We start from the raw sequence: 22313 nt of genomic DNA on the forward strand, positions 1-22313 counted from the left end.
GATCTCTTCGTGATTTTGCAGGCTGTATGATTCCATAATACGCCGCAGGGATCACCCGCGGCGTCGGGATTCCAGGCAGTTTTTGCCCTGCGCTAACTGTAGAAGAGAGCAAGCGTAAGCGCTATTTGCCCGATCGACCCGAATAGTGCATACGGGGCCGATCGACATTCGCCCAGCTTAATTCCTGCTCCGGATGATAGCTGTGGTTGCCATCATCCCATTTGACGTAATAGCCGCAGCCGCCAGGGGCGTCGCCCTGTTGAAAAACGTTAACGACTTCGCCGCGAATCTCACCTGACTTATGTTTGACGATGCTGCCTTTGGGATACCTGGACATCGGCCATCCTCCTGTAAACGCATAAAACCACGCCTGCCGGGCGGCACTGCGCCAGATCAGGCGGCGCGCCGCGTACTAAAAGTGTAGCGCGACGCCACCGCGGACGGTGAAAAAAAGCGCGGGCCGCTGCATTTTTATCCGCTAAAGAGAAAATGCAACATTCTGCAGTAACTTCCGGCCTGGCACCGCGGCTTAAAGGTTCCATAAAACAAAAGGCTCCTTTATCATCCATGCCATCGCTTACGCCTTCGACCTACAAGACGGATCTCATGTATCAACCTGTCGCACTATTTATTGGGCTACGTTACATGCGTGGCCGCGCCGCTGACCGCTTCGGTCGCTTTGTCTCCTGGCTCTCCACGATCGGCATTACGCTGGGCGTGATGGCGCTGGTCACCGTGCTGTCGGTAATGAACGGCTTTGAGCAGGAGCTGGAAGGCAACATTTTAGGGCTGATGCCGCAGGCGCTGATTACCAGCGAAAAGGGATCGATTAATCCGCAGCAGCAGCCGGTGAGCGCGCTGAAGCTGCAGGGCATCAGCCGCAGTGCGCCGCTGACCACCGGCGAGGTGGTGCTGCAAAGCGCGCACAGCGTGGCGGTGGGCGTGATGCTGGGCGTGCAGCCGGACGAGCGCGATCCGCTGACGCCTTACCTGATCAACGTTCAGCAGAACGTGCTGCAATCGGGCAGCTACAAGGTCATTCTCGGCGAACAGCTGGCAGGTCAGCTGGGTATCAAGCGCGGCGACGAGCTGCGCCTGATGGTGCCATCCGTGAGTCAGTTTACGCCGATGGGCCGTGTACCAAGCCAGCGTCTGTTCACCGTGGCGGGGACGTTTGCCGCCAACAGTGAAGTCGATGGTTATCAAATTCTGGTTAACCAGCAGGACGCCTCGCGCCTGATGCGCTATCCGCTCGGTAACGTTACCGGCTGGCGGCTGTGGCTCGACAAGCCGCTGCAGGTTGACAGCGTCAGCCAGCAGGCGCTGCCTGCGGGTCTGGTCTGGAAAGACTGGCGCGAGCGCAAAGGCGATCTCTTCCAGGCGGTGCGCATGGAGAAAAACATGATGGGCCTGCTGCTTAGCCTGATCGTCGCCGTGGCGGCGTTTAACATTATTACTTCGCTCGGTCTGGTGATCATGGAGAAGCAGGGCGAAGTGGCGATTCTGCAAACGCTGGGGCTGACCCGTCGGCAAATTGTTACTGTGTTTATGGTGCAGGGAGCCAGCGCTGGCATCATTGGTGCGCTGCTCGGTGCGCTGCTTGGCGTACTGCTTGCCAGCCAGCTGAATCAACTGCTGCCGGTGATCGGCCTGTTCCTTGATGGCGCCTCGCTGCCGGTCGCCATTTCACCGATGCAGGTGCTGACCATTGCGTTGACGACGATGATCGTTGCGCTGCTTTCTACGCTCTATCCATCCTGGCGCGCCGCCGCCGTCCAACCCGCTGAGGCTTTACGCTATGAGTAATTCGATTCTGTTGCAGTGTGACAATCTGTGCAAACGCTATCAGGAAGGCAGCGTGCAGACTGACGTGCTGCGTAACGTGGCGTTCAGCATGCAGCAGGGCGAGTTGATGGCGATTGTCGGCAGCTCGGGCTCAGGCAAAAGTACGCTGTTGCACCTGCTGGGCGGCCTCGATAAGCCGACCTCCGGTGATGTGATTTTCAACGGCCAGTCGCTGAATGCGATGTCATCCTCGGCGAAAGCGGAGCTGCGCAACCGCGAGCTCGGTTTTATCTATCAGTTTCACCATCTGCTGCCAGACTTTAACGCGCTGGAAAACGTGGCGATGCCGCTGTTGATTGGCAAAGTGGCCAGGGCGGAAGTAGAGGAGCGCGCTCGCGCCATGCTGGCGGCGGTCGGGCTGGAAAAACGTGCGCTGCATCGGCCCTCAGAACTCTCCGGCGGCGAGCGTCAGCGCGTGGCCATTGCTCGCGCGTTGGTCAATAACCCCCGGCTGGTGATGGCCGATGAGCCAACCGGTAACCTGGATGCGCGCAACGCCGATGCGATTTTCGATCTGATCGGCGAGCTAAACGTGCGTCAGGGCACCGCCTTTCTGGTGGTGACACATGATTTGCAGCTGGCGAAACGACTGAAGCGTCAGCAGGAGATGCGCGACGGTCAGCTCAGCGATCGGCTTACCCTGACGGAGAGCCTGTAATGACCCCCTCGTTATCTCTGCTGCTGGGCTTACGCTTCAGCCGCGGACGCCGCCGCGGCGGCATGGTTTCGCTGATTTCGGTGATCTCCACCGTGGGTATCGCGCTGGGCGTGGCGGTGCTGATCGTGGGCCTGAGCGCGATGAACGGCTTCGAACGCGAGCTGAACAACCGCATTCTGGCGGTGGTGCCGCACGGCGAAATCGAGCCGGTAAACGGGCCGCTGGCCGACTGGCAGCCGATGATCAGCCGCATTGAGCAGGTGCCGGGCATTGCCGCCGCGGCGCCGTATGTTAATTTCACCGGGCTGGTGGAGAGCGCGGCGAAGCTGCAGGCGATTCAGGTCAAAGGCGTTGATCCGCAGCAGGAGAGTCGGCTGAGCGCGCTGCCGTCGTTTGTGCAGAACAACGCCTGGTCGCAGTTCAGCGCTGATAAACAGCAAATTATTATCGGCAGCGGCCTGGCGAAATCGCTGAACCTGAAGCAGGGCAGCTGGTTAACGCTGCTGATTCCCAATCATGACGGACAGAACAAGCTGCTGCAGCCCAAGCGCATTCGCCTGCAGGTCAGTGGCATTTTGCAGCTCAGCGGCATGCTCGATCACAGCCTGGCGCTGGTACCGCTGGCCGACGCGCAGAAGTACCTTGATATGGGCGAAAATGTTTCCGGCGTGGCGCTGAAAATGAACGATCCGTTTAACGCCAATCAGCTGGTGCGTGACGCCGGTAAAGTCACCAACGCCTATGTCTATATTCGTAACTGGACCAGCACCTACGGCTACATGTACCGCGATATTCAGATGATTCGCGCCATCATGTATCTGGCGATGGTACTGGTGATCGGCGTTGCCTGTTTCAACATCGTCTCCACGCTGGTGATGGCGGTAAAAGACAAAAGCAGTGATATCGCCGTGCTGCGTACGCTGGGAGCGAAAGATGGCCTGATTCGTGCCATCTTCATCTGGTATGGTCTGCTGGCTGGTCTGCTGGGCAGCGTATGCGGCGTGGTCGCTGGCGTGCTGGCGGCGCTGAACCTGACGCGCCTGATTGGCGGGCTGGAAGCGCTGCTGGGTCACGCTTTCCTCTCCGGCGACATCTACTTTATCGATTTTCTGCCGTCGGAGCTGCACTGGCTGGATGTGGTGTCGGTGCTGATCACCGCCATTCTGTTAAGCCTGCTGGCGAGCTGGTATCCGGCACGCCGGGCCAGCCGTATCGATCCGGCGCGGGTGCTGAGCGGGCACTGAGTCGCCCAGCCAGAATCAGCAGGCTCTCAATGCGTCTGCTAGCAGTAGCCGGTATGATGTGAACGATCGTGGTTAATCTCGCCGCCGGGCACGCAGAGTCCCGGCTGTTTTGCGAATCTAAGGAGCGTTTATGCGTACACCCCGTCGCCGCGTGCGACTCGCCCGCTATAAGAAGAACCGCCGCAAGGTGCATCAGCGGTTCCGTCAGCGTATCTTTGAACGCGACCGTACGGCAGAACTGGCAGCGCATCCGCAACCTAAAGTGGTGATCCTTACCGGCGCCGGTATCTCGGCCGAATCGGGAATCCGTACTTTCCGTGCCGCCGACGGCCTGTGGGAAGATCATCGCGTAGAGGACGTGGCCACGCCGGAAGGGTTCGCCCGCGATCCGCAACGGGTACAGGCATTTTACAACGCGCGCCGCCAGCAGCTGCAGCAGCCGGACATTCAGCCTAATGCCGCACATCTGGCGCTGGCCGAGCTGGAATCGGTGCTGGGCGACAATTTTCTGCTGGTGACGCAAAATATCGATAATCTGCACGAGCGGGCCGGTAGCCAGCGCGTGCTGCACATGCATGGCGAACTGCTGAAGGTGCGCTGCGCCAGCAGTGGTCAGGTGCTGGAGTGGAATGGCGATGTCAGCGAAGACGATCGCTGTCACTGCTGTCAGTTTCCATCGGTACTGCGCCCGCACGTGGTGTGGTTTGGTGAAATGCCGCTGGGCATGGATCAGATTTATCAGGCGCTGGAGCAGGCGGATGTGTTTATCGCCATCGGCACCTCCGGCCACGTCTATCCGGCTGCGGGATTTGTGCATGAAGCTAAACTGCGCGGTGCGCTGACCGTAGAGCTCAACCTTGAGCCGAGTCAGGTAGGCAGCGAGTTTGAAGAGAAAAAATATGGCCTGGCCAGTGAAGTGGTGCCGGCCTATGTGAAAGCGATGCTGCAGGCGCTGCGGCCTGAGCCTGCCACCAGCGAATAACCTAACGGCCACGGGCGAGCTGCCCGTGGCCGCTTTACCGCTTATCGTCCCGCTTTCAACTTCTGAAACAGCGTCTCATAGAGCACGCTGGCTTCACCGACATCGTTTTGCCATTCACCTTTCTGAATCACCGCCTCTGGCGGATAGAGCGACGGATCGTTCGCCACCTCGGCAGGCAGCAGCTTTTTCGCCGCCAGGTTCGGCGTGGGGTAGCCGATGGTTTCCGCCACTTTCGCTGCTACATCGGGACGCAACAGGAAGTTTATTAGCTTCAGTGCGCCCGCCTTGTTCTTCGCGTTAGCCGGGATCGCCAGACTGTCCATCCAGAAAATGCCGCCTTCTTCCGGCCAGACAATCTGCAATGGCGTGCCCGCCTGGCGCGCTACATACGCGGAACCGTTCCACACCATGCCCAAATTCACTTCGCCTTCCATGTACGGATTACCCGGATTGTCGGAGTTGAAGGTCAGCACGTTGGGCATCAGCTTGCGCAGCTCGTTATACGCTGCCTCAATCTCTTTGGGATCGGTGCTGTTGCCGGAAAGCCCCAGTTTACGCAGCGCCACCTGAAACACCTCGCGCGCGTCATCGGTCATCAACAGGCTCTGTTTGTATTCCGGCTTCCACAGATCCGCCCAGCGCGTAACGCTTTTTGGATCGATGGCATCGCTGTTAACGCCAATCGCGGTCGCGCCCCAGATGTAAGGAATAGAGTAGTCATTGTTGGGATCGAACGGCTTGTTAAGCAGGTTAGGATCGAGGTTATGAAAGTTGCTCAGCGCACTTTTGTCGATCTTCTGAATCATCCCCTCGTTGCGCATTTTCGCCACAAAGTAGGTCGATGGCACAATCAGATCGTACGCGCCATCTTTCCAGGTTTTCAGCTTGGCATACAGCGTTTCATTCGACTCGTAGGTGGAATAGATCACCTTGATGCCGGTCTCTTTAGTGAACTGCTCCAACAGACCCGGCGGCACGTACTCCGTCCAGTTATAGAAGTAGAGAGTTTTGCTGTCATCCGACGCTTGTGCGGTGGATAAACCCGCGGCCAGTGCGCCCGCGGTCAGCCAGTAACGCCACGTTTTCATTCTGTTTCCTCTTATTCATCGCCGTGCGTGTCGCCCGGCATGGCTACATAGTTATCGCCGCGTGCGGTCACGCAGCAGCAGCTGGCTACAGGCAACCAGCAGCAGCGACAGGGTCATCAGGATGGTAGCCAGCGCATTAACCTCTGGCGACACGCCGACCTTGACCATCGAGTAAATTTTCAGCGGCAGGATCTCAAATCCTGGCCCGGTAACAAATGACGAGACCACCACATCATCCATCGACAGGGTAAAGCTCAGCAGCCAGCCTGCGGCCACTGCTGGCATCGCCAGCGGCAGAATGATTTTGCGTAAAATGGTCATTTCGCTGGCGCCCAGATCTTTCGCCGCCTCCAGCATGCGTACGTCAAAGCCTTTTAGCCTGGCATAAACGGTGATCACCACAAACGGCAGGCAAAAGGTGATATGCGAAAACAGCAGCGACCAGAAACCGAGCGAGATGCCGAGCAGCATAAACAGCACCAGCAGCGAAATCGCCATCACGATATCCGGTGACATCAGCACCACAAACAGCATGCCGCTGACAAATGGCTTGCCGCGGAAATGATAGCGGTAAAGCGCCACCGCGGTCAGCGAGCCGATCAGCGTGGCAAAGGTGGCGGAAAGTACGCCCATGATCAGCGAATGGCGCGCTGCTTCGATCAGGCTGTCGTTGTTAACCAGCAGGCGATACCATTTGCCGCTGAAGCCCTGCCAGTTAATGCCGAAGCGCGAAGCATTAAACGAATTGACGATCAAAATCGCAATCGGGATATAAAGCCAGGCGTAAATGACGGCCATAAAGCCGCCGCGGAGCAGGCGTCCGGTCATGTCAGATCCACCTTGTTATTCAGCAGCCGCGCGGCACGCCAGTAAATCAGCAGCAGCAGGCCCATCACCAGCGTCAGCACGATGCTGGTGGCGGCTCCAAACGGCCAGTCGCGAATGTTCAGGAACTGGCTTTTGATCACGTTGCCGATCAGCAGGTTCTTTGCGCCGCCCAGCAGATCGGCGACGAAAAACAGCCCCATGGCTGGCAGCAGCACCAGCAACGAACCGGCGACGATGCCGGGCAGGGTCAGCGGCAAAATGATGCGCCAGAAGGTTTGTAGTTTGCTGGCGCCGAGATCGCGTGCCGCTTCCAGCAGCGCGCTATCCAGCTTCTCCAGGCTTGAGTAGAGCGGCATCACCATAAACGGCAGCAGAATATAGACCAGCCCGAGTATCACCGCCTGTTCGGTATAGATAATGCGAAACGGCGTCTCAATCAGCCCGAGGCTCAGCAGAAAATCATTCAGCCAGCCGCGCGTGCTGAGGAAAAGCTTGAGGCCATAAATACGGATCAGCGAGTTGGTCCAGAACGGCACGATCAGCAGAAACAGCATCAGCGGACGCAGCCTGGCGGAGAGTGTGGTCAGGCACCAGGCGAACGGATAGCCGAGCAGCAAACAGCAGGCGGTGGCGATCAGCGCCATGTTGAACGAGTGCATCAGCACATCGGCGTAGAGCGGATCGAGCAGGCGGCTGTAATTGTCGAGTGTGAACACCATGCTGATGATATGGGCGTCATCGCGGGTCAGAAAGCTGGTGCCAACAATCAGCAGATTGGGGAAAAAAACAAACAGCAGCAGCCAGCCGACAATCAGCGTGATAATGCCTTTTTGCAGCAGATTACGTCGCATGTTCATCGGCCAGCACCACCTCCCAGCCCGATACCCAGTTCACCGCCATTTTTTGATTCAGCGAGTGGTCAAAATCGGGATCGTCTTCGTTAAAGAATTCGCTGACCGTCACCAGCTTGTGATTCTCCAGCTCCACGGTGGATTCCAGCGTCATGCCTTTGTAGTTGCGCTCGCGCACATAGCCGATCAGGCCTTCAGCGTGCGCCTCCTCGGCCACCTCTTCCACGCGCAGATCTTCCGGGCGCAGCAGCACGTTGAGCCGATCGCCCGCGCTGACCGCAAACGGCACGCTCAGCTCGCACTCATGGCCTTCCACCCGCGCCCGCACGCGGCCGTCGGCCAATGGCGCCAGCACCACGGCCTCAAAGACGTTAATTTCGCCGATAAAGCGCGCCACGAACAGGTTTTTCGGTTCTTCATAGATTTCGCGCGGCGTGCCGTCCTGTTCGATAAAGCCGTCGCGCATCACTACGATGCGATCGGACATGGTCAGCGCCTCTTCCTGATCGTGGGTAACAAACACAAAGGTGATGCCGAGCTTACGCTGCAGCGCTTTCAGCTCGTTTTGCATCTGCTTGCGCAGCTTGTAATCCAGCGCGGAGAGCGACTCGTCGAGCAGCAGGACCTTGGGACGATTGACCACCGCGCGGGCGATCGCCACGCGCTGCTGCTGACCACCGGAAAGCTGATGCGGTCGCCGGGTGGCAAACTCCTCCAGCTGCACCATCGCCAGCGCCTCGTTAACGCGCTGGGTGATCTCCGCCGCCGGGGTTTTCTGCATGCGCAGGCCAAAGGCGACGTTTTCAAACACCGACATATGTGGGAACAGCGCGTAGCTCTGAAAGACCGTGTTGACGTGGCGATGCTCAGCGGGCGTGGCGGTGATATCTTCACCGTCGAGCATCAGTACGCCAGCGTCGCTCTGCTCCAGCCCGGCAATCAGCCGCAAAATGGTGGTCTTGCCGCAGCCGGAAGGGCCGAGCAGGGTGATAAATTCACCGTGGCGGATGGTGAGATTAAAATCGGCAATAATCGATTTGCCGTCAAAAGCTTTACTGATGCCAGAAAGCGTAACCAGCGCCTGTTGCGCGCGTGTTTGCGTCATTTTAGTCACTCAGTGGTTAAGTTGCCGAATGGCCGATCGCGCCGCAGCGCATGCTCAGACCCCGTGAAGGGCGGGATGATACCTGAAAAAAGCGGCAATGGCATGGCCGCATGCTGGCAACGGCAAACGGCGGCGAGCAGCAGGCCGCCGCTCGCCAGAGAGAGCTTAGCGACGCGGGCGTAACAGCAGCAGCGTCAGGCTAAAAGAGAGGGTCAGCGCCATGATCACGCCGAGCACGGCGTAGATAAACCACGGGCCGATGTAGGCGGGCAGGCTGAAAATGCTCGACAGAATATAGCCATAGAGCCGCACGCCAAAAAAGGCGATAAACGCCGACGCGCAGGCGCTGGCTATGATGGTGGAGACAAAGGCCTTTTTATGCCGCGTCAGCACGCCAAACAGCGCCGGTTCGGTGATGCCGAGCAGGGCGGAAATTGCTGCCGACAGCGTGACCGTGCGATCCTCACTCTGTCGGTTAAGAAACCAGACGGCGAAGGTGGAGCCAGCGATCGCCATGTTGGCCATAAACATCATGGGCATCAGCATGTCATAGCCGCGATCGGTGAAATTCTGCAGGGCAATCGGCGTCATGGCGTGATGCATGCCGGTCAGCACCGCCAGCGGACGAATCGCCCCGACCACCAGGCCCGCCAGGCTGGCGGAGAAGCCGAACAGCCCCTCAATCAGCCACGCTAACCCCTTGCCCAGCCAGATCCCCGCCGGACCGATCACCGTCAGCGCAACCAGCGCGGCGATAAACAGCGTCAGCGTCGGCGTAAAGACGGTTTTCAGCACCGTCGGCATGATGCGATCGACGCCGCGATGAATATAGCTCAGCGCCAGTACCGAGAAGATCACTGGAATCACGCTGGAGGCGTAGTTAAAAATCGGCACCGGCAGCATCTCAAACAGCCAGAAGGTGCTGACGGCGCCCGGCGCATGGCTGGCCAGCGCTTTCGCTGCATCAATCAGCGTGGGATACATCAGGCAGGCGGCCACCGCGGCGGCCAGGTATTCATTGGTGCGAAACATTTTTGCCGCCGAGACGGCGAGAAAAAAGGGCAGGAACCAGAATACGCCGCTGGCGATCAGGTCGATGATCAACACCGTCTGGCTCTGCGCCGACAGTACCTTCAGCGCCACCAGTCCGGCCAACAGTCCTTTAATCATGCCGGCACCGGCGATAGCGGGCACGATCGGGCCAAACACACCGGACACGGTATCCATAAACAGCGAGATCGTGCTTTTACGTGCGCGCTTTTCAGCCGGTACCGCGCTGTTATCAAGGTTAAGCTGCGCCGTTAACGGCTGGAACCAGCTGTTAACCTGCGGCCCGACAATAATCTGAAACTGGTCATTCTGTATTTGCGCGCCCAGCACGCCGGCCAGGCTTTTTATTTGTTGCTGATCGACTTTGCGATCGTCAATTAAATCGAAGCGCAGACGGGTCATGCAGTGCCAGACGTTGTTGATATTTTCCCTGCCGCCGACGCCATCAATGATCTTATTAATTATGCTGGGGTTGCTCATGTTTTACTGCTCCTGTGAACGCGCCTGGTGATAGCACTAACGCGAGCTGAGTCTATGTGAGTCGGCGTGGTAAAACCAACCAATAAAAATTGATTTAGCTCACACAATCACGCTGTAAAAGGCCTTATGTGGAACGTTTATGCCAATTGGTCCGTTTTTTCGTCTCTTTATCGCAGCGGCGTGAACCAAAATAAAGTAGTGGCAAAACGCGCCCGGAGGCGGGAATAATAACGGCACATCCGGCACTGTTATTCACCGGCCGCGTTATATTTGGGAGCTGTTATGACGCCTACGCGTATTACCAATATTGAATGTTTTATTACCAAACCCGACCGGCATAATCTGGTGGTGGTGCGCGTCAGCACCGACAAAAATATCACCGGCCTCGGCTGCGCCACCTTTCAGCAACGGCCGCTGGCGGTAAAAACCATGGTGGAGGAGTATCTGAAGCCGCTGCTGATGGGCCGCGATGCCAACCACATCGAAGATCTCTGGCAGATGATGATGGTGAACGCCTACTGGCGGAACGGACCGGTGATCAACAACGGCGTTGCCGGTATCGATATGGCGCTATGGGACATCAAAGGTCAGCTGGCGGGAATGCCGCTGTATCAGCTGTTTGGCGGCAAATCGAAAGATGCGATTGCGGTCTACAGCCACTGCGCGGCGGAATCGCTGGCGGCGCTCTATCCGCAGGTAGACGCCTTGCAGGAGGCAGGCTATCGCTACGTGCGCTGTCAGCTCGGTTTTTATGGCGGCACGCCGCAGCAGCTGCATGCCACCCGTGAACCGACGCCAGGTGCCTATTACGATCAGGATGAGTACATGGCCAACACCGTGGCGATGTTCAAAGCACTGCGCGAAAAATACGGTATGCGCCTGCACATTCTGCACGATGTGCATGAACGGCTCTTTCCGCAGCAGGCCATTCAGCTGGCGAAAGCGCTGGAACCCTATCAACCCTATTTTATTGAAGATATTGTGTCACCGCAGCAGAGCGGCTGGCTGGAGCAGGTGCGGGCGCATGCCAGCGTGCCGCTGGCGATGGGCGAGCTGTTTAACAATCCGGCAGAATGGCACGATCTGATCGTCAACCGGCGCATCGATTTTATCCGTTGCCATGTGTCACAAATCGGCGGCATTACGCCAGCGCTGAAGCTGGCGGTGCTTTGTCAGGCGTTTGGCGTACGCCTCGCCTGGCACGGGCCGCCGGATATGACGCCGATCGCCGTGGCGGTGAATACCCATCTCAATATTCACCTGCACAACGCCGCGGTGCAGGAATATCTTCCCGCCGATGCGGCAACCCAGGCGGTGTTTCCCGGCGCGCCGGTGGCCGAAGGCGGCTATCTCTATCCCGGCGAGCTGCCCGGCATCGGCGTGGGCTTTGATGAGACGCAGGCCGCCGCGTATCCGCTGGTGTACCGGCCCCATGAGTGGACGCAGAGCCGCTTGCCCAATGGCGCCATGCACACGCCTTAGTCGCCGGTGCGAAAGCGCAGATTGTCGTGATTAAACGGAATCACGTAGGTGCAGGCGTAATGAATGTCGATCACGTCGCTCATGATATAGATTCGCCCGCCTTCCAGAATGCCGCGATGCTGAATATGCATCGCGGGCTGCCCACGTTTACAACCCAGCAGCGCCGCCTGCGCCTTGTCGACCGCCACCGCTTCATAGCGGGTCAGCGAATGCGAAATACGCAGGCCTTTGGCCATCACATAGCGTTGCAGTGAGCTTTCGATCACTCGCTGGTTGAGATCGGCAAAATCGGCGGCGGGCAGGCTGGAGGTTTCAATTTGCGTGCAGCGCTGATCGACATAGCGCAGGCGGCAAAATTGCCAGACATAGTCATTGTCGCCGAGGGCGAACGCCTGCTGCTGATCGCTGTCCGGCAGCTTTTTATGCAGGTTGATCATGCGATAGTGCATCTGATCAAAGCGCTTCTCGGTGATCGAGTTGTAGATCAGCGGGTTGTTACGCGCCTCGGCGGAAACATAAATCCCTGAACCCTGCACGATGCGAATAATGCCAATGCTCACCAGCTTTTCCAGCGCCTGACGAATGGTAAAGCGCGACACGCCATATTCCTCTGCCAGCTGTCGCTCCGGCGGCAGTCGCTGCAACGGCTCGGCGCTGTGCTGATAAATTTTGCTCAGCAGATCCTGAGCAATAAACTCTTTTTTCTTCATCCTGACTTTCCGATCGACGCGGGGTGGTAAAGCGCACTACGCTTTAGTATCAATAGCATGATGTGAAACAAGGCGAAGCGCCGCCAGGACGTCAATAATCACAACGGCCTGTTCTGAGGGATAAATAATGACACAATTACTTGAGCGTTTTTTAGATTACGTCGCGATTGAAAGTCAGTCACGACCGCAGGCACGGACTGTACCGAGCTCGGAAGGGCAGTGGCTGATGGCCAGAAAGCTGCAGGAAGAGCTGCTGGCGCTGGGCTTTGTTGATGTGACGCTAAGCGATCACGCGGTGGTAATGGGCACCTTGCCCGCCAATGTTGACTGGCCGACGCCGGTGATTGGCTTTATTTCCCACATGGATACGTCGCCTGATTTCACGGCGAAGCACGTTGCACCACAAATTATTGAAGACTATCGCGGCGGAGACATTGCGCTGGGCAACGGTGAAGAGGCGCTATCGCCGGTGATGTTTCCGGTGCTGCATCAACTGATTGGCCATACGTTAATTACCACCGACGGTAAAACGCTGCTGGGCGCTGATGATAAAGCGGGTATCGCTGAAATCATGACCGCCATGGCGGAGCTGGCGGCCAGCGATCGTCCACACGGTGCCATTCGCGTCGCCTTTACGCCAGACGAAGAGATCGGCCGCGGCACCGCGCATTTTGATGTCGAAGGTTTTGGCGCCGACTGGGCCTACACCATGGATGGCAGCGGCGTTGGCGAGTTTGAATTTGAAAACTTCAATGCTGCCTCCGCCACGGTGGTGATCAAAGGTAACAATGTGCATCCCGGCTCGGCAAAAGGCGTGATGGTCAACGCACTGGATCTGGCAATGCGTTTTCACAGCGAGCTGCCACCGGGCGAAACGCCGCAAAACACCGCGGGCTATGAGGGCTTTTTCCATCTGCATCAGGTGAAAGGCGGCGTTGAGCAGGCGGAGTTACACTATATCGTGCGTGATTTTGACCGCGATAATTTCGAAAAGCGCAAACAGCTGCTGGTGGATCTGGCGAAGCGCCTGAGCCGCGGCCTGCAGGCGGATTGTCATATCAACGTGCAGCTGGAAGATACCTATTTCAACATGCGCGAGAAAGTGGAAATCTATCCGCACATTATTGAGCTGGCGCTGACCGCGATGCGTGACTGTGGCATTGAGCCACAGGTTAAGCCGATTCGTGGCGGCACCGACGGCGCATCATTGTCCTGGATGGGGCTGCCATGCCCGAATATCTTTACCGGCGGCTATAACTATCACGGCAAGCATGAGTTCGCTTCGCTTAACCAGATGGCGCAGGCGGTGCAGGTGATTGTGCGCATCGCAGAGCTGGCGGCGGAGAAAAAATCGAGCTGATGCTCGGGCGGGCGGCACCTTCGCGGTGTCGCCTGCATCATCGCATTTCCTGCCACGCTCACAGAAAGATTGTTTGTTCCACTCGGTTATTATTTTCCCACCTGTCGGAAATTTCACATTTTAATCGCTAAATGCGTCCGCGCTGCGTACTTGCATTACACTCGCTTCATCTGCTCATCAATGAATAAAAGGAATAACAATATGAAAATCACTCACGGTTTATATGCAGGCGCACTGATGGCTATTTCCGTAACGGCGGGCGCAGCAGAACCAACGGCAATGAAAAATCCGCTGAGCGTACACGTTCTTAATTTACAGACCGGCGTGCCGACGGCCGATATCACAGTGGAACTGGAGCAGAAACAGCAGGATAAGTGGGTGAAGCTGGCCAGTGGCGTGACCGATAAAAATGGCCGTATCCCGGCGTTATATCCGCAGGATAAGCCTGTCGCCAGCGGCGTATATAAAGTGGTGTTTAAAACCGGCGATTATTATCAGAAAATGAAACATAACACCTTCTTCCCGGAAATTCCGGTGATCTTCAACATGGAAAATAAAGGCGAGCATTACCATATTCCATTACTGCTGAGTCAGTACGGTTATTCTACCTATCGTGGTAACTGATCGACAATAACGGCGATTTCCGCGCGGTCAGGCGGTAAGAAAAGGGCGCTCAGAGTAGAATGAGCGCCCTTGCTGTTACTCTTCTTCGCTAAAATACCAGTAGCCGCTGTTCACTAGCGCCGCCAGTTGTGCCAGCACGGACGGATCGTCCAGCGCCTCGCCCAGCTGCGCAATGCCAAGGGTATGATGATGGGCCAGCGCAGTTAACACTTCCGGACGCGCGCACTCAATCTGCTCGCCGTTAACAAACACCGCACCTTCCAGCGTCAGCACGCGCAGGCCGCCAAGGCGACTCAGGGTGTCACCCTGCTGCAGCGCATCGTAGATCTCATCAGGCTGATAAGGCGGTTCTGGCGGAGCCAGATCCAGCTCGTGACGCGTCTGCGAGATAAACTCACCAAACCACTGCTTAAACTGCTCTGGCTGATCGATCACGTCGATCATCAGCTGGCGAATGCCTTCTATTTCCTCTGGCAGGATAGTGGAAGGGCAGTCGCGCGCCGGAACATCAGGATCGGTAAAGCGTTTGCCGCCCAGCTCATGCGCCAGCACGTAATCCGCAAAGCCGCTGATCAGTTCGCGGCCGCTTGGCGCGCGAAAACCCACGGAATAATTAAGCGCATTTTCCAGCGACCAGCCTTCGTGCGGGAATCCCGGCGGAATATAGAGAATATCGCCCGGCTCCATCTCTTCATCGATGATGGCGTCGAAGGGTTCGACCTGCAGCAGATCGGGATGCGGGCAGTGCTGTTTCATGGGCACTTTGTCGCCTACGCGCCAGCGACGACGACCCATGCCCTGAATAATAAAGACATCGTATTGATCGAGGTGCGGGCCGACGCCACCACCCGGCACCGAGAACGAGATCATCAAATCGTCGGTGCGCCAGTCCGGCAGTGCACGGAAGGGCTGCATCAGCGCCGCCGACGGCTGATGCCAGTGGTTAACCGCCTGCACCAGCAGCGACCAGTTGTTCTCACCCAGATGGTCGAAGCTCTCAAACGGGCCGTGACCTACCTGCCAGTTGCCGTCCTGATGGCTGACCAGTCGGCTGTCGACCTCATTTTCCATCGCCAGCCCGGCCAGCTCATCAGGAGAAAGGGGATCGACAAAGTTTTTGAAGCCGCGCTTCAGCAGTACCGGGCGTTTTTGCCAGTAGCGCTGGATAAAGTCGGGCCAGTCGAGATCAAGCTGATAATCCATAAGACATTCCATTCAGGCGATAAATTGCAGCAAGTATAACAGTGCCAGCCGCTTTCTACTCGTGGTGATGCGCCACTTCCTGGCGTCCAAAGGTGACGACCATGCGCGCGCCGCCGAGTGGGCTGGTTGACGCCACGATTTCGCCGGCATACTGCTCCAGAATATCGCGCGCCACTGCCAGCCCCAGCCCCTGACCGGGGCGCAGCGTGTCGGCCCGCTGGCCACGCAGGAAAATCAGCTCACGCTTGCTTTGTGGAATACCGGGGCCGTCATCTTCAACCCGCAGCGTCAGGCTTTCGCCATGTTGCTGAGCGCTGACCTCAACAAACTCAAGGCAATATTTGCAGGCGTTATCGAGAATGTTGCCCATCACTTCCATAAAATCATTTTGATCGCCGAGGAAGACCGTTTCCGGTGAGATATCCAGGCTGATCGATACGCCTTTACGCTGATAGACCTTGTTGAGGGCGGAGCAAAGACTGTCGAGCAACGCTGACGCGGAATGCAGTTCGCGCTGCAGCGGATTGTGATCGGCCTGCATGCTGGCGCGATGCAGATAGTAGCCAATCTGCTGTGAGATGCGGCTGATCTGCTCCAGCATCACCGGCTCCGCCTGTTCCACGGTAAAGTTTTTACCGCCGCGCAGCGAACGCAGCGTGCTTTGTAGCACCGCCAACGGCGTTTTCAGGCTGTGAGTCAGATCGGCCAGCGTGGTGCGATAGCGGGTGTAGCGCTGCCGCTCGTTGTCCAGCAGCAGGTTAAGATTGCGCACCAGGCTAACCAGCTCCTGCGGGGGATGCGGATCGAGCGATTCTCGCTGATTGGTTTCCAGCTCGCGGATCTGACCGGCCAGATGACCGATCGGCCGCAGGCTCCAGTGCGCCGCCAGCCAGAGCAGCGGGATTACCAGCAGCAGGTTGAGCGCCAGCACATAGCTGAACCAGGACCAGACCACGTCAGAGTGCTGCAACTCCTGCGGAATGGTATCCACCACCACAATGGTCAGCGCGGGCAGATTAGTGGTCGCCTCATAGCGATTGACCGCCACCGAGTGGGTAAAAGTGTCATCGCCGTCACCGTCGTAGGCGTGCAGTTTTTTCTGTGAAGCCTGATCGTTGGCCAGCGCTTCCTGGCTGGTGCGATTATTGGTATCGATTTCATAAAAGTCCGGCTTTTGTAGCCATTCCGGGCGGATCTTTTGCCGAATCTTTGGCACATCGCGCTGCTGCCAGAGCAGCTTGCCGCGCTCATCATAGATAAACACCAGCGTCGGAAAATTCAGCGTCATGCGTTCCGGCTGGGCGATGGTCAACTTCTGGTTCTGCCACTGCGCCAGCGTATAGAACAGGTTGCTCTCACCGCGCATCACGCGATAGGTGTTTTTATCGAAGCTCACCACGTAACCGATCACCGCTACCAAACCGTACGAGAGCGACAAAAACAGCACCACGGCGGCGGTAGCGAGCAGGAAACGGGCGCGCAGGGAAAAAGGGCGCTGGCGGTTAAACAGCTTCATTGGTCAGAGATCAAAGCGGTAGCCCTGACCGCGCACGGTAGTGATGACATCACCCTCATGTTCAGCCTGCATCTTCTTGCGCAACCGACCCATTAATACGTCGATAGTGTGGCTTTCGCGGAGTTCGGCGTCGGGGTAAAGCTGCAGCATCAGCGAATCTTTGCTCACGACTTTGCCAGCATTGCGGATCAGCGTCTCAATAATGGTGTATTCAAAGGCGGTGAGTTTGACCGGCTGCGCGTTAATCGCCAGTTCACGGCGTGACAGATCAACCTGAAACGGCGGCAGGCTGATAATTTGCGAGGCGTGTCCGCTGTTGCGGCGCATCAACGCTTGCAGGCGCGCGGCGACCTCTTCGATGTGAAAAGGTTTGGTAACGTAATCATCGGCACCCGCTTCCAGCGCCTCGACTTTCGCCTGCCAGCCTTCACGCGCGGTCAACACCAGCACCGGCTGCTTAACGCCCTGGCCACGCCAGCGGCGGATCAGCGCCATACCATCTTCGTCAGGCAGGCCGAGATCGACCAGGGCGATATCCGGCGCATGCTCGCTGAGAAAATAGTCAGCTTCTTTCGCATCTTCTGCGGCGTCCACCTGATGACCCATGTCGCGCAGCTGCACGGCAAGATGATGGCGTAATAATGCATTGTCTTCGACAACCAGTACGCGCATAGCGTTGTCCTGTATTCCGGAGTGAGGGAGCAAAGTATAAAGGCGAGGAGCTAAACAGGATATTAACGCGAGCCAGGGAGACTGGCTCGCAGAAAGATTATTTTAATTCATCAACCATTTTAATGGCGCGGCCGATGTAGTTGGCGGGGGTCATCTGCTTGAGACGGGCTTTCTCTTCTTCCGGCAGCGCAAGGCCGTCGATAAAGGCCTGCATGCCCGCAGCGTCAACGCGTTTACCGCGCGTCAGCTCTTTGAGTTTTTCATACGGCTTTTCGATGCCGTAGCGACGCATCACCGTTTGTACCGGCTCGGCCAGCACTTCCCAGTTGTGATCCAGCTCATCCAGCAGGCGTTCGCGGTTCACTTCCAGTTTTGAAATGCCTTTCAGCGTAGCCTGATAGGCGATCAGCGCATAGCCGACGCCGACGCCGAGGTTGCGCAGCACGGTGGAATCGGTCAGATCACGCTGCCAGCGGGAAACCGGCAGTTTGCTCGCCAGATGCTGCATCATGGCGTTAGCCAGGCCAAGGTTGCCTTCGGAGTTTTCGAAGTCAATCGGGTTGACCTTGTGCGGCATGGTGGATGAGCCAATCTCGCCAGCAATGGTTTTCTGCTTGAAATGGTTCAGCGCCACGTAGCCCCAGATATCGCGGTCGAAATCGATGAGGATCGTGTTGAAGCGCGCCATGCAGTCAAACAGCTCGGCAATATAGTCGTGCGGCTCAATCTGCGTGGTGTACGGGTTCCAGGTGATACCCAGCGAGGTAACAAAGGCTTCACTGAACTGGTGCCAGTCTACTTCCGGATAGGCGGCGATATGCGCGTTGTAGTTGCCAACGGCGCCGTTGATTTTGCCGAGGATTTCCACGCGCTCCAGCTGGCGCAGCTGGCGTTCCAGACGGTAAGCGACGTTGGCCATCTCTTTACCCATGGTCGACGGCGTAGCCGGTTGGCCGTGGGTGCGCGACAGCAGCGGAATATCGCGGTACTGCACGGCTAGATCTTTCACCGCATCAACGATCTGATGCCAGTAAGGCAGCACCACGTCGCGACGGGCGGTTTCCAGCATCAGCGCGTGGGAAAGGTTATTGATATCTTCAGAGGTACAGGCGAAGTGAATAAATTCAGAGACCGCATGCAGCGCGGGCACGCTTTCCACTTTTTCCTTCAGAAAATATTCCACCGCTTTCACATCATGGTTGGTGGTGCGTTCGATGGTTTTAATGCGCGCGGCGTCAGTTTCAGCAAAATCAGCCACGATTTGGTCAAGGTAAGCGTTTGCGTCGGCATCAAATGCAGGAACTTCCATGATCTCTGCGGTCGCAGCCAGTTTTTGTAACCAGCGAACTTCAACCTCAACGCGAAATTTCAGCAGGCCATATTCGCTGAAAATGCCGCGCAGCGGACTGACTTTATCGCCGTAACGACCATCGACCGGTGAGACGGCGGTCAGAGAGGATAATTCCATCGGTGCAACTCCTGAAACGTTTGACAGTAAGCGTCGGCCTGATTACCAGGCCGGACCCAGTTTTTCCAAAATAGCTTTCGCCTCGTTAACGAGACGGGAACGCGAAAACATCAGCTGCAGTCGTCCGCCGCCCGCCTGTTGCCAGAGCACGGCGCTGCGAATGCCAGCCAGCAGCGTGGCGCGCACTTTGCTCTGTACCTGTGAATTTTGCAGGATAGCGGTGGAGCCGGTGACCTGAATGCGCGGGCCAAGCGGGCTAATGACATCAACATAGATGCCCGCCATGGCGCTGAGAATGGTGTCTGATTCCAGCGGATAGTGCGCCAGTTGTCGGTCGAGCTGGGCAATGCGCTGGGCAAGATCGTTCATTGCCTGCTTGTTGCCGTGCAGCTTGCGCTCCAGCACCATCAGGCTCAGGGTATAACGGGTGAGTTCAGCGCTGGCGCCCTGACGGCTCGGCGAATTCAATACCGCAATCAGGCTTTCCAGCCCGAGGCGCAGGTTGGCAGGATCGTTACCGTAGACCGCCAGCGTGGACGACGGATTGAGGTCGAGCAGGCTACGCAGCGAAACCTCCAGCGCGGCGTTGTCCGCCTGACCCTGATGCGCCAGCTGTTGAACCAGCTGAGCTGACTGACAGATGCCCGCCAGCGCCAGGGTAATATCAAAATAATTTTTAGCCACGGTTACTCCTGTTTACGCGTTGCCGTTCGCCAGCGTCCGACGTCATTATGATACAAACGGCACGCGCTCTTCGATGATGCCGCCGCCAAGGCAATGCTCATCAAGATAAAACACCGCTGACTGGCCCGGCGTCACCGCCGCTACCGGCTCATCAAAACGCACTTCAATACGATCGTCAGCCAGCGGCGTGATAGTGCAGGGAATATCAGCCTGACGATAACGGGTTTTCACCGTACAGCGCAGTGGGGCGGTCAGCGGCTCACGGTCGACCCAGTGCAGCTGCTGCGCAATCAGGCCCACCGACATCAGGCGCGGGTGATCGCCACCCTGGGCCACAATCAGGCGATTGCTGGCGACGTCTTTATCGACTACATACCAGGGATCGTCGTTGCTCTCTTTCAGGCCGCCGATGCCCAGGCCTTTCCGCTGGCCCAGAGTGTGATACATCAGACCCTGATGTTCGCCGACTACCGCGCCATCAACGGTTTCAATGACGCCCGGCTGTGCGGGCAGATAGCGCGCGAGGAAATCGCGGAATTTACGTTCGCCGATAAAACAGATGCCGGTTGAATCTTTTTTCTTCGCGGTGACCAGCTCCAGCTCTTCTGCCAGGCGGCGCACTTCCGGCTTGGCCAGTTCGCCGACCGGGAACAGGCTTTGTGCAATCTGTTCGTGGCTCAGGGTATAGAGGAAATAACTCTGGTCTTTGTTGTCATCCAGCCCGCGCAGCAGGCGGCTTTTGCCGTCGACATCCTGACGGCGCACATAGTGGCCGGTGGCGATGAAATCGGCGCCGAGATCTTCAGCGGCAAACTCGAGGAAAGCTTTGAATTTGATCTCTTTGTTGCACAGGATATCGGGGTTCGGCGTGCGGCCCGCCTTATACTCTTCAAGGAACAGCTCAAACACGTTGTCCCAGTACTCGGCGGCAAAGTTTATTTTGTGCAGCTTCATCCCAAGCTTGTCGCAGACCGCCTGTGCATCTGCCAGATCGTCCGCCGCGGTGCAATATTCCTCACCGTCATCTTCCTCCCAGTTCTTCATGAACAGGCCTTCGACCTGGTAACCCTGCTGCTGCAGTAACCAGGCGGAAACGGAAGAATCGACGCCGCCGGACATCCCGACGATCACTTTTTTCTGGCTGTTGTCAGACATGGGCACTCACGCTACTCGAAATGAAATAAAAACAGGCGACATATGCTATCACGCACCTGCGCGTTGCGCACCCTCGCTAAACGGCCACTGGAAGGCGCTAATCAGCGTCAGCGGGTAGCGCACATTTTGCTGCCAGAGCCGCACGCTCTCGGCTACCAGCGGCGATCGCAGGTTAGGGGCCTGTAACACCGCCGTTGGTGGCAGCCACAGGCAGCGCGTAATGTCGCTGTCCTGTGGCGCGGTGGCGGCCATCTCAGGCAGATCCAGGCTGAAAAGAAAGCGCACAAAAGGCGTATTGTCGGGGGCGATCCACTGCTGAACGGCGAGGAAATGCTGCGGCGTGGCGGCAATGCCGGTCTCTTCCCACAGCTCGCGTTCTGCCGCCTGAATCAGCGTTTCATCAGCTTCCAGGTGACCAGCCGGTTGATTCAGCGTCGGCTTGCCGTGCACCCACTCTTCCACCACCAGTAGCTGACCTTGCGCCTGCACCAGCGTGGCGACGGTGACATGAGGTTTGAACATCTCTTCTCCTGATTAGATAACCTGCCGTTATGGCGTATTACGCCGTGGGGTGATAGTCGCGCCATTCGCCGGGTGCCAAATCCTCCAGCGACATGTCGCCAACCGCATAGCGAATCAGACGCAGCGTCGGAAAGCCAATGTGCGCCGTCATGCGCCGAACCTGACGGTTGCGGCCTTCGTGCAGGGTGATTTTCAGCCATTGCGTCGGGATCGATTGCCGCTCACGAATCGGCGGATTACGCGGCCAGAGCCAGGCGGGTTCCGCCACCGCTTCGGCACCTGCCGGTAAGGTTGGGCCATCTTTCAGATTAATGCCATCACGCAGGCGTTGCAGCTGATGCTCTTCGGGCACGCCTTCGACCTGAACAAAATAGGTTTTATGCGTGCGCTTACCAGGCTGGGTAAGGGCCGCCTGCAGCGCGCCGTCATTGGTCAGCACCAGCAGGCCTTCACTGTCGCGGTCGAGCCGACCAGCGGCATAGACGTCGGCGATCGGAATATAATCCTTCAGCGTTTTGCGTCCCGCTTCGTTGGTAAATTGCGGCAGCACGTCATAGGGTTTGTTAAAAAGAATGATGCGTTGTGGACCCGTGACCCGACGGGCCGGGGCGCGCTTGTCGCTGAATCGTTTAAGGCGATGATGTTTAACAGGAGTTTGTCGCATGGGCTTTGCAGTCTGTGAGAATGGGCGCATTATAACGCGAAATTGCGATGATTGGCGCGACGTGAATATTCAAGTAGTATTGACGCGCATCTTACAAATCATTAACAAATAGAGCGCTCGAA

At 57.4% G+C, this 22313-nt stretch carries 22 protein-coding genes; 7 read left to right on the top strand and 15 right to left on the bottom strand.

Features of this window, described 5'->3' with window-relative positions; all coding sequences use genetic code 11:
* Positions 1 to 121: 121 nt before the first annotated feature.
* The gene (locus EM595_RS07290) at positions 122 to 337 is read right to left on the bottom strand and encodes a hypothetical protein (protein WP_067429677.1); all 216 of its coding nucleotides are present in this window, start codon (positions 335 to 337) and stop codon (positions 122 to 124) included.
* A gap of 269 nt (positions 338 to 606) precedes the next feature.
* Here EM595_RS07290 and lolC point away from each other — a divergent pair, with 269 nt between their 5' ends.
* The 4 genes from lolC (at position 607) to cobB (ending at position 4729) form a co-directional block, all read left to right on the top strand.
* On the top strand, positions 607 to 1806 hold the full coding sequence (lolC, locus tag EM595_RS07295; RefSeq protein WP_067429680.1) for a lipoprotein-releasing ABC transporter permease subunit LolC: 1200 nt from the start codon (positions 607 to 609) through the stop codon (positions 1804 to 1806).
* Positions 1799 to 2503, top strand: coding sequence for a lipoprotein-releasing ABC transporter ATP-binding protein LolD (lolD, locus tag EM595_RS07300; RefSeq protein WP_067429689.1), 705 nt, complete (start codon positions 1799 to 1801; stop codon positions 2501 to 2503). The genes lolC and lolD overlap by 8 nt, the downstream gene beginning before the upstream one ends.
* Positions 2503 to 3747 (top strand): lipoprotein-releasing ABC transporter permease subunit LolE, encoded by a 1245-nt coding sequence (lolE, locus tag EM595_RS07305; RefSeq protein WP_067429692.1) that lies wholly within the window; start codon positions 2503 to 2505, stop codon positions 3745 to 3747. Before lolD ends, lolE begins: the two co-directional genes overlap by 1 nt.
* A 130-nt stretch (positions 3748 to 3877) precedes the next feature.
* Positions 3878 to 4729 (top strand): Sir2 family NAD+-dependent deacetylase, encoded by an 852-nt coding sequence (gene cobB / locus EM595_RS07310; protein WP_067429695.1) that lies wholly within the window; start codon positions 3878 to 3880, stop codon positions 4727 to 4729.
* 41 nt (positions 4730 to 4770) lie between these two features.
* Here cobB and potD read toward each other — a convergent pair whose 3' ends face one another.
* The 5 genes from potD to EM595_RS07335 form a co-directional block, all read right to left on the bottom strand.
* On the bottom strand, positions 4771 to 5817 hold the full coding sequence (gene potD, locus EM595_RS07315; RefSeq protein ID WP_067429698.1) for a spermidine/putrescine ABC transporter substrate-binding protein PotD: 1047 nt from the start codon (positions 5815 to 5817) through the stop codon (positions 4771 to 4773).
* 51 nt (positions 5818 to 5868) lie between these two features.
* Positions 5869 to 6645, bottom strand: coding sequence for a spermidine/putrescine ABC transporter permease PotC (gene potC, locus EM595_RS07320; protein WP_067429701.1), 777 nt, complete (start codon positions 6643 to 6645; stop codon positions 5869 to 5871).
* On the bottom strand, positions 6642 to 7502 hold the full coding sequence (gene potB, locus EM595_RS07325; protein ID WP_067429704.1) for a spermidine/putrescine ABC transporter permease PotB: 861 nt from the start codon (positions 7500 to 7502) through the stop codon (positions 6642 to 6644). The genes potC and potB overlap by 4 nt, the downstream gene beginning before the upstream one ends.
* Positions 7486 to 8601 carry a spermidine/putrescine ABC transporter ATP-binding protein PotA gene (gene potA, locus EM595_RS07330; protein WP_067429707.1) on the bottom strand — a complete coding sequence of 372 codons (1116 nt, stop codon included), beginning with the start codon at positions 8599 to 8601 and terminating at the stop codon, positions 7486 to 7488. Before potA ends, potB begins: the two co-directional genes overlap by 17 nt.
* A 165-nt stretch (positions 8602 to 8766) precedes the next feature.
* On the bottom strand, positions 8767 to 10131 hold the full coding sequence (locus EM595_RS07335; RefSeq protein ID WP_067429709.1) for a PTS transporter subunit EIIC: 1365 nt from the start codon (positions 10129 to 10131) through the stop codon (positions 8767 to 8769).
* Between the two features lie 282 nt (positions 10132 to 10413).
* Between EM595_RS07335 and EM595_RS07340 the strand changes: the two genes are divergently transcribed.
* Positions 10414 to 11613 (top strand): enolase C-terminal domain-like protein, encoded by a 1200-nt coding sequence (locus tag EM595_RS07340; protein ID WP_067429711.1) that lies wholly within the window; start codon positions 10414 to 10416, stop codon positions 11611 to 11613.
* On the opposite strand, the gene EM595_RS07345 is transcribed toward EM595_RS07340, so the two are convergent.
* Positions 11610 to 12323, bottom strand: coding sequence for a GntR family transcriptional regulator (locus tag EM595_RS07345; protein WP_067429714.1), 714 nt, complete (start codon positions 12321 to 12323; stop codon positions 11610 to 11612). The two genes, EM595_RS07340 and EM595_RS07345, sit on opposite strands and share 4 nt — an antisense overlap.
* A gap of 127 nt (positions 12324 to 12450) precedes the next feature.
* Here EM595_RS07345 and pepT point away from each other — a divergent pair, with 127 nt between their 5' ends.
* Together pepT and uraH are read left to right on the top strand one after the other, a co-directional pair.
* On the top strand, positions 12451 to 13683 hold the full coding sequence (gene pepT, locus EM595_RS07350) for a peptidase T (protein WP_067429716.1): 1233 nt from the start codon (positions 12451 to 12453) through the stop codon (positions 13681 to 13683).
* 201 nt (positions 13684 to 13884) lie between these two features.
* A complete protein-coding gene (gene uraH / locus EM595_RS07355) occupies positions 13885 to 14307 on the top strand; it encodes a hydroxyisourate hydrolase (protein ID WP_067429719.1) in 423 nt (140 codons plus the stop codon).
* A 75-nt stretch (positions 14308 to 14382) separates the two neighbouring features.
* Here uraH and EM595_RS07360 read toward each other — a convergent pair whose 3' ends face one another.
* From EM595_RS07360 to rluE, 8 genes are all read right to left on the bottom strand, one after another.
* Complete coding sequence (locus tag EM595_RS07360; protein WP_067429722.1) at positions 14383 to 15510, bottom strand: ribosomal protein uL16 3-hydroxylase; 1128 nt, start codon at positions 15508 to 15510, stop codon at positions 14383 to 14385.
* A gap of 55 nt (positions 15511 to 15565) precedes the next feature.
* Positions 15566 to 17026 (bottom strand): two-component system sensor histidine kinase PhoQ, encoded by a 1461-nt coding sequence (phoQ, locus tag EM595_RS07365; RefSeq protein WP_067429724.1) that lies wholly within the window; start codon positions 17024 to 17026, stop codon positions 15566 to 15568.
* Positions 17027 to 17029: 3 nt separating this feature from the next.
* Positions 17030 to 17698, bottom strand: coding sequence for a two-component system response regulator PhoP (phoP, locus tag EM595_RS07370; RefSeq protein WP_067429727.1), 669 nt, complete (start codon positions 17696 to 17698; stop codon positions 17030 to 17032).
* A 97-nt stretch (positions 17699 to 17795) separates the two neighbouring features.
* The gene (gene purB / locus EM595_RS07375; RefSeq protein WP_067429730.1) at positions 17796 to 19166 is read right to left on the bottom strand and encodes an adenylosuccinate lyase; all 1371 of its coding nucleotides are present in this window, start codon (positions 19164 to 19166) and stop codon (positions 17796 to 17798) included.
* A 42-nt stretch (positions 19167 to 19208) separates the two neighbouring features.
* Positions 19209 to 19850: a high frequency lysogenization protein HflD gene (hflD, locus tag EM595_RS07380; RefSeq protein WP_067429733.1), complete on the bottom strand. Its 642-nt coding sequence runs from the start codon at positions 19848 to 19850 to the stop codon at positions 19209 to 19211.
* Positions 19851 to 19895: 45 nt separating this feature from the next.
* Positions 19896 to 21005, bottom strand: a complete 1110-nt coding sequence (gene mnmA, locus EM595_RS07385; RefSeq protein WP_067429736.1) for a tRNA 2-thiouridine(34) synthase MnmA — start codon at positions 21003 to 21005, stop codon at positions 19896 to 19898.
* Positions 21006 to 21053: 48 nt separating this feature from the next.
* Positions 21054 to 21527, bottom strand: coding sequence for an NUDIX domain-containing protein (locus tag EM595_RS07390; RefSeq protein WP_067429739.1), 474 nt, complete (start codon positions 21525 to 21527; stop codon positions 21054 to 21056).
* A 37-nt stretch (positions 21528 to 21564) separates the two neighbouring features.
* On the bottom strand, positions 21565 to 22191 hold the full coding sequence (gene rluE / locus EM595_RS07395) for a 23S rRNA pseudouridine(2457) synthase RluE (RefSeq protein ID WP_231938719.1): 627 nt from the start codon (positions 22189 to 22191) through the stop codon (positions 21565 to 21567).
* Between the last annotated feature and the right edge of the window lie 122 nt (positions 22192 to 22313).

The organism is Duffyella gerundensis (assembly GCF_001517405.1).
Taxonomy (GTDB): Bacteria; Pseudomonadota; Gammaproteobacteria; order Enterobacterales; family Enterobacteriaceae; genus Duffyella; species Duffyella gerundensis.

Excerpts from the sequence above, each read along its gene's own strand:
- EM595_RS07290 (WP_067429677.1), bottom strand. The coding sequence starts at position 337 with ATGTCCAGGTATCCCAAAGGCAGCATCGTCAAACATAAGTCAGGTGAG.
- lolC (WP_067429680.1), top strand. The coding sequence starts at position 607 with ATGTATCAACCTGTCGCACTATTTATTGGGCTACGTTACATGCGTGGC.
- lolD (WP_067429689.1), top strand. The coding sequence starts at position 1,799 with ATGAGTAATTCGATTCTGTTGCAGTGTGACAATCTGTGCAAACGCTAT.
- lolE (WP_067429692.1), top strand. The coding sequence starts at position 2,503 with ATGACCCCCTCGTTATCTCTGCTGCTGGGCTTACGCTTCAGCCGCGGA.
- cobB (WP_067429695.1), top strand. The coding sequence starts at position 3,878 with ATGCGTACACCCCGTCGCCGCGTGCGACTCGCCCGCTATAAGAAGAAC.
- potD (WP_067429698.1), bottom strand. The coding sequence starts at position 5,817 with ATGAAAACGTGGCGTTACTGGCTGACCGCGGGCGCACTGGCCGCGGGT.
- potC (WP_067429701.1), bottom strand. The coding sequence starts at position 6,645 with ATGACCGGACGCCTGCTCCGCGGCGGCTTTATGGCCGTCATTTACGCC.
- potB (WP_067429704.1), bottom strand. The coding sequence starts at position 7,502 with ATGAACATGCGACGTAATCTGCTGCAAAAAGGCATTATCACGCTGATT.
- potA (WP_067429707.1), bottom strand. The coding sequence starts at position 8,601 with ATGACGCAAACACGCGCGCAACAGGCGCTGGTTACGCTTTCTGGCATC.
- EM595_RS07335 (WP_067429709.1), bottom strand. The coding sequence starts at position 10,131 with ATGAGCAACCCCAGCATAATTAATAAGATCATTGATGGCGTCGGCGGC.
- EM595_RS07340 (WP_067429711.1), top strand. The coding sequence starts at position 10,414 with ATGACGCCTACGCGTATTACCAATATTGAATGTTTTATTACCAAACCC.
- EM595_RS07345 (WP_067429714.1), bottom strand. The coding sequence starts at position 12,323 with ATGAAGAAAAAAGAGTTTATTGCTCAGGATCTGCTGAGCAAAATTTAT.
- pepT (WP_067429716.1), top strand. The coding sequence starts at position 12,451 with ATGACACAATTACTTGAGCGTTTTTTAGATTACGTCGCGATTGAAAGT.
- uraH (WP_067429719.1), top strand. The coding sequence starts at position 13,885 with ATGAAAATCACTCACGGTTTATATGCAGGCGCACTGATGGCTATTTCC.
- EM595_RS07360 (WP_067429722.1), bottom strand. The coding sequence starts at position 15,510 with ATGGATTATCAGCTTGATCTCGACTGGCCCGACTTTATCCAGCGCTAC.
- phoQ (WP_067429724.1), bottom strand. The coding sequence starts at position 17,026 with ATGAAGCTGTTTAACCGCCAGCGCCCTTTTTCCCTGCGCGCCCGTTTC.
- phoP (WP_067429727.1), bottom strand. The coding sequence starts at position 17,698 with ATGCGCGTACTGGTTGTCGAAGACAATGCATTATTACGCCATCATCTT.
- purB (WP_067429730.1), bottom strand. The coding sequence starts at position 19,166 with ATGGAATTATCCTCTCTGACCGCCGTCTCACCGGTCGATGGTCGTTAC.
- mnmA (WP_067429736.1), bottom strand. The coding sequence starts at position 21,005 with ATGTCTGACAACAGCCAGAAAAAAGTGATCGTCGGGATGTCCGGCGGC.
- EM595_RS07390 (WP_067429739.1), bottom strand. The coding sequence starts at position 21,527 with ATGTTCAAACCTCATGTCACCGTCGCCACGCTGGTGCAGGCGCAAGGT.
- rluE (WP_231938719.1), bottom strand. The coding sequence starts at position 22,191 with ATGCGACAAACTCCTGTTAAACATCATCGCCTTAAACGATTCAGCGAC.